Source organism: Pseudomonas agarici (assembly GCF_001543125.1).
Classification (GTDB): Bacteria; Pseudomonadota; Gammaproteobacteria; order Pseudomonadales; family Pseudomonadaceae; genus Aquipseudomonas; species Aquipseudomonas agarici.
On record NZ_CP014135.1, the window covers coordinates 5023219 to 5027729 of the forward strand.

General features: G+C 55.2%; 4 protein-coding genes and 1 pseudogene. All 5 read left to right on the top strand.

Annotated elements, in window-relative coordinates; all coding sequences use genetic code 11:
• A partial coding sequence (locus AWM79_RS25790) for a DUF2931 family protein (protein ID WP_244159590.1) occupies positions 1 to 327 on the top strand: 327 nt, incomplete at its 5' end.
• A 71-nt stretch (positions 328 to 398) separates the two neighbouring features.
• A complete protein-coding gene (locus tag AWM79_RS21970) occupies positions 399 to 1376 on the top strand; it encodes a hypothetical protein (protein WP_060783777.1) in 978 nt (325 codons plus the stop codon).
• Complete coding sequence (locus AWM79_RS25160; protein WP_156430144.1) at positions 1351 to 1938, top strand: hypothetical protein; 588 nt, start codon at positions 1351 to 1353, stop codon at positions 1936 to 1938. Before AWM79_RS21970 ends, AWM79_RS25160 begins: the two co-directional genes overlap by 26 nt.
• Before the next feature lie 364 nt (positions 1939 to 2302).
• A complete protein-coding gene (locus AWM79_RS21975; RefSeq protein ID WP_341844423.1) occupies positions 2303 to 3364 on the top strand; it encodes a hypothetical protein in 1062 nt (353 codons plus the stop codon).
• Positions 3365 to 3373: 9 nt separating this feature from the next.
• Positions 3374 to 4511, top strand: a pseudogene (locus AWM79_RS21980) (ImcF-related family protein); the annotation flags it as partial.

The window sequence follows — 4511 nt, forward strand, 5'->3', positions numbered from 1 at the left end:
GTGGAGCCGCAAGCCTACAGGATCAGAATCCCGATCCCGCAGTGGGTGCGCGATGAGATGGTCAGGCCGGAGCGAGTGTTTTGCCAAGGCTCCAAAGAGTGGAGGGAGGATTATCGAAAGATGATCACCTTAGGCATGGCCCCCGGTGGGATCGTCAAGGTCTGGGTGGGAGGGGCTTGCCTGGGGTTCAAGGAGGTTGGGCGCTTTCAGGCCGAGATCGAGCCGCAAGGGCCCTATCTGAACGGCAACGGTATTTATTATCGGGCGCCGAATCCTGAGGCTCAGGCCTATATCGACCAGCATGGTATTCCCTATGGCACTTGGTAAGGGAGACGTTCAGTGGGATTTTGCTTTAACAAACCCAGTGTCCTGACGGATACATTTTTGAGGGCGGGACTATGCAGCAAGTAAAGCATGCCGGTAGTACTAATGACGCTGATGGCAGTGTGATCAAAGTTGTATCCGCCGAAGGTGCCTTGACATGGGTGTCACCGGCTGAAAATGAACTGTTCACGATTACGCCAGATGCTGTGTTTCCTAATATTGTTTTCGAGTTTCGGACAACAATCCCTGGCGACTATCAATGGTCCTGGGCGATTGAGTGGCAAGCAAAAACCAGTGGGTTGAGGGAGCAAGCACGAGAGCGTGGGGTCTTGGAGAGCTTCAAAGAAGCGGGGGAGTTTGTAGGTAATAGCAAAATATGGACAGTTGATTTTTCTGGAAGAGTCCTAGGCGGAAAATTAACGGTGACGGTGATTATTGGTCAAAAGACGTTGGTCAGAACTGTCTGGATAGCTGGGCAAAACCCTACTCAAGAGAATGTAGCGACTTATGTGGCTAGCTTGGAGGATATGAATGGCTTCGAGAAGCTTTTGCAGCAAGAAACCAACGCTAAACACTTTATCAATTTTGATGGTGAGCCAATTGTTGCCTTTGATAAAGGCTACGGCATCACGCAAATGACCAGTCCGGCACCCTCCTATGAGCAAGCGTGGAGTTGGAAAGCCAATATCGTGGCGGGATCCTCGATTTACAGGGACAAGGTACGGATTGCCAAAAAATATCTCGCACAGGCAGGCAGAACCTATACGGATGATCAACTGCGGCACGAGGTGTTCAGTCGCTGGAACGGAGGTTCCTATCATGTGTGGGATGCCGATTCAGCTTCCTGGATCAGAAAAAAGAACGTCCTCTGTGACTCTAATACCGGGAATATTGGTTGGTCGATGGACAATGAAAAGAATAAAGACAAGATAGAGTCTGAACTGCATGAGCGAGATAAGGATACTTATAAAAAAGGCACAAAGGGGCAGTCCGATGATCACCCATGGGGCTATAAAGGCGGGTGCTATGCAGATCATGTTATTGAGAAGTAGATTTTGGCGGGCATTGTTTTTTTTGTGGCTGACTTTAGCGGTGGTGAGTAATGTTTTTGCCGGGTCATCAATATCATGGGCCAGGAATAAAGATGGGCAGGTGAGTGTGGGTATGGCTGATGGTAGTGTCTATAAGCTCAAGCTGTCCTCCGATGTTTCTGGTATTTTTTATGATAAGGTGAAACACCCTGTTGCAAATAATAATTATGTGTCGATATTTGAGGTTTTATATTCTAATCGTGTCAATCCACAAAAAAATTGTGGCTCGGGAACTGAAATCTGGTTATACGTATATGAGGTGGCAGGCGCCGAATTAAGTGCGCGGGAAAGGGTGTTGGTGAGCAGTTGTTGGCGATCGATTTCACTGGTTAGCCAGAACTCCGGAAAAGATCTGCAAGATTCTGACTTTTCTTCGGTGCAATGGAGTGCGCAGGGATTTTCGATTGAATGGTTTTATAATGTTGACGCTACTGGACGAGCATTGAGTTCAACAAATTATGTGTGGCGTAACAATGTTTTCCTGCCCATTGAGGTGTTGAGTAAAGAACAGCCAGATAAGTAAGCCGTTCGATTCTTAGAGTAGGGATAACTATGAAGGACATCATCCGTATTGGCGACAAAACGACCGGGGGCAGCACAGTTCTTTCGGTTTCTACAGATAGGTGGTTCAGCGCCATCGGTGTGGCTCACCAGAGTGGCCCGGTGAGCTGTCCGATTTCTGGCCATGGCCGAACAGTGGGCGCGAGTTAGTCATGTCGGTCAGATTGGATCAAGTCCCACCACGGGCTCCACGACCTGCTCGGCCTAGAGTCTGGCTTTGGCTAGGTGTATTGCCACTGCTGCTTTTACTACTAGGTGTATGTGGGACGTTATTGTTTGGTTCTCAAGGGTTACGCCAACAACCCGTGAGTTTCTGGGGATTGACCTTGGGGGGACCGCTCTTGGGCTGGTGCCTGCTGAGTTTCGGGCGTGTTTTGCTGTATTTCGGCCAGCAGCAGGTTGCCGATGGGTGGGATAAGGCTCGTGAAGAGGATTTGACTCACAAGATTCGACGTGGTCGGCGCGTACAGCAGGTGTTGGGTGTCAGTTTGTATACGGCCCTGCGGGCGCCAGGGGGGGAGGAGGCACTACAACGAGCTGCCTTGCTGAGCGGCACCCAAGCTATAAAGGTTCAACCGTCTTGGCTGGACAGGACGATGCTGCGTCATAGCCGCTTGCCTGGCATTACCAATGAAACCTGCGAATACGCATTGCTGCGGGTGGTGGAGCAAGTGCTTGGCGATCTGGCGCAACCGCTGATGCGACTACCCGACGATACGCCGTTAGCCTTGTTGTTGGCGGTCGATAGCGCATTGCCAGAGAACGTGTTGCAGCGGGTATGGCGACGGGCATGGAGCGAGTCCGGTATCCGTCAGTCGGCGGTGCCCGTTGAAGAGGATGGACTAGAGGCCTTGGATCAGTGGCTTGATCATCGAATTGGTGATCGGGCCGTGCTGTTGGTGGTGGCGCTACGGTTTATGCCCCAGCAGCCAGAAGGGACGGCTGAAGCGGCTGTTGGACTGCTGTTCGGCAATCGACTGACGCAAGCCTTATTGCCGCCAATAGCCCACCTGCATCGTCCGGAGCAGCAACGCGAGCCGACCCCGGGCGCGTTGTTCTATGCCGCACGCCAAGCCTTGGACTGGGTGCCACTGGAGGCGCAATCGATCGAGCAGACATGGCGGGCGGGGATTGATGCGCGGCGGCATGAGGCGTTGGCCACGGTCTTGGCCGAGGCGTCGCTCCCGGCAAAACACAACCACGGGTTTTACGATCTGGATAGCCAGTTGGGACACCCAGGCAAAGCGTCGCCGTGGCTGGCGATTGCCGCTGCAACGCAGACCATTCAATGCGGCGCTGGGCCGCAGTTCATTTTCAGCGGGGGTGACTGTGTTGATACAGGGCTCTGGAGCACGGTATTGACGCCTGTGCCATCGCTCTCGAAGTAGGAATTTCGAATGCAGTTTCGACGTGTTGTGTGGTTGCTGGCTCTGGTCGTCGCGTTGCTGCTGATCGGTACGATCCTGAGTGTATTGGTTTGGCATTATCCGGCGATGTTTGGCTTTAGATCCGGTAGCGATCGCCAAACGATGGGGCTGTGGGTGATAGCCGCTACGACCTTGGTCCTAGTTTTGTGCGTCGCGGCCTACCATTTGTTGGGGCAGCAGTTGGGACATTCGGCTTACCTTCAGTTGAAGGCGGATGATGTGCCCCCGCCTACGCAGATTGGCCTCCCTGAATCTCTTGATACTCAGACTGCACAAATCATTTCCTCAATTAAAGTGCATCTGCGCGACCATTACGGCCTCTTCTGGCGCCGCAAAGTCCGCCTGCTGCTGGTCATTGGCGAGCCCGCCGAAATCGAAGCCATTGCCCCGACCCTGACCAAGCAATTCTGGCTGGAAGGGCAAGGCACCGTCCTGCTATGGGGCGGCAGTGCCCAGGCGATGTTGGATCGACCCTTGCCCACGCAATGGGCTGGGCTGAGTCGCTGGCGGGCGCTGGACGGGGTGGTCTGGGCGCTGAACACCACCCAGACCGGTGATGATGCCGCGCTGGGCGCGGGCGTGCGCCAGTTGCAGCGTTTGGCCCGTGGCCTGGGCTGGCAGTTGCCGCTGTCCCTGTGGCAGGTCTGCGACAGTGCCTGGTCGCAGGATACGCGCAAGACGCAGCCCGTGGGCTGCCTGCTGCCCGCAAACTTCACCGCGCAGGCGTTGGAAAGCGGCCTCAATGGCTTGCTCGAACCGTTGCGCCGCGAGGGCCTGGCGCAGATGAACGGTGTCATGGGCCATGACTTCCTGTTTCGCCTGTCCCGCGATTTACAGCGCGAGGGCATCGGTCGCTGGCGTCACACACTGGCGCCCCTGGCCGGCGAGTTTGCCCGTGGCGTGCCGTTGCGGGGGGTGTGGTTCAGCCTGCCGGTGCGGCGCACACCGCATGACTTGAAACATGACTGGCCGCTGGCCCCGGTGTGGCAGGGCGTGCTCGATGATCCTGCCCACAGCCACCGGCTGGGCTGGAGCGTCCCGCGAGCCGGCTATGCGCTGGTGCTGGGACTGGCGCTGGTGTGGGGTGCGGGGTTATTGCTGTCGTTCG

What these genes read in the sequence shown, in the direction of transcription:
- AWM79_RS21970 (WP_060783777.1), top strand. Translation starts at nt 399, where the DNA reads ATGCAGCAAGTAAAGCATGCCGGTAGTACTAATGACGCTGATGGCAGT.
- AWM79_RS25160 (WP_156430144.1), top strand. Translation starts at nt 1,351, where the DNA reads ATGCAGATCATGTTATTGAGAAGTAGATTTTGGCGGGCATTGTTTTTT.